The 1,039-nt window shown below is 70.4% G+C and carries 1 protein-coding gene and 1 pseudogene; both read right to left on the reverse strand.

Annotated elements, in window-relative coordinates:
• Positions 1-750, reverse strand: a 750-nt coding sequence (locus DEIPI_RS0126225) for an NPCBM/NEW2 domain-containing protein (RefSeq protein WP_027483744.1), incomplete at its 3' end; no start/stop codon positions are given.
• A gap of 104 nt (positions 751-854) precedes the next feature.
• Positions 855-1,039 (reverse strand): annotated as a pseudogene (locus DEIPI_RS34850) (ribonuclease H); the annotation flags it as partial.

Consider the following 1,039-nt stretch of genomic DNA (forward strand, 5'->3'; position numbering starts at 1 on the left):
GACGTTGGGGTTGAGGCCCTGGGCGTGGCATCGACGGACGGTGAGCCGCACGCGGGTGCCGGTGATCAGGTGACCGTTGCCGCGCAGGCTGCAGTCTTCGAGGGTGACGGGCTCGCTGGTGCGGATGGTCACGGCCGCCACGTCCGGGTTGCGGCTCTCGTACACCCCCGTGTACCGGCCTCCACGCGTGATCACCAGGGGCGCCCCGACCGGAACGCCCGGACGCGGTCCACCCAGCGCGCGCGTTCCGGCGCTGCCCGCGCAGCCCTCCAGCCGGACGTCGCCCCAGTCGGCGTGATCGGAGTCGTTGCCGTCCCCGGCGTCCGTCACGACGAGCCGCAGGTCCCGTCGGCCCCTGACGTCCACGCGAGCCTTCACGGCAGCGTCACGGCCCGTCAGACGCGGGGAGCGGTAGAGCAGGGCGTCGTCACCGTAGACCTCGAAGGTCACGCTGCCCTTCTCATGAACCTCGTCGTCCACACCGACGCTCGTCATGAGGACCGAGCATCCGGGAGGCACACGGTAGGTGAGTCGACTCGGGGCGTGGACGCCCACACCGTTCGCGAAGGTCGCGCCGCCCACGGTGAGGCGGCCGCCGTCGTCATCGTCCTGCTCACCGTTGCTGCGGTTCGTCTCGGCGGGGCCCCAGCCGTTGCTGGACAGGACCGGCTTGAGGGGAGGGAGGGGGTTGGGGGACGCCGAGGTGATCGGCACGGTCAGGGACAGCAGTGCGGCGACGAGGAAGTTCATGTGATGTCTCAAGAAAAGACATAGACGCTCACCATGAGACGCACCCACGACTGCCTTTACGGACGCTCATGAGTTCCGCGGGCAGCGTGAGGGGACGTGAGAATTCAGTCGAACTCGACGGTCACGCCCCGCCGCTCGGCGTCCCCCCGCGCCGAGACGATCAGGTCCATCGCGGCCGGGTGCGGCGCATGCTGGGGCTTCGCCCACAACGTCGGCGCGAGCGCCGAGTCCATCCGGACCACGAGGTGCTCGCCGTCGCGGGCGCCACGCACGAGCTCGGCGAGCGCCA

Source organism: Deinococcus pimensis DSM 21231, from assembly GCF_000519345.1.
GTDB classification, from domain to species: Bacteria; Deinococcota; Deinococci; order Deinococcales; family Deinococcaceae; genus Deinococcus_A; species Deinococcus_A pimensis.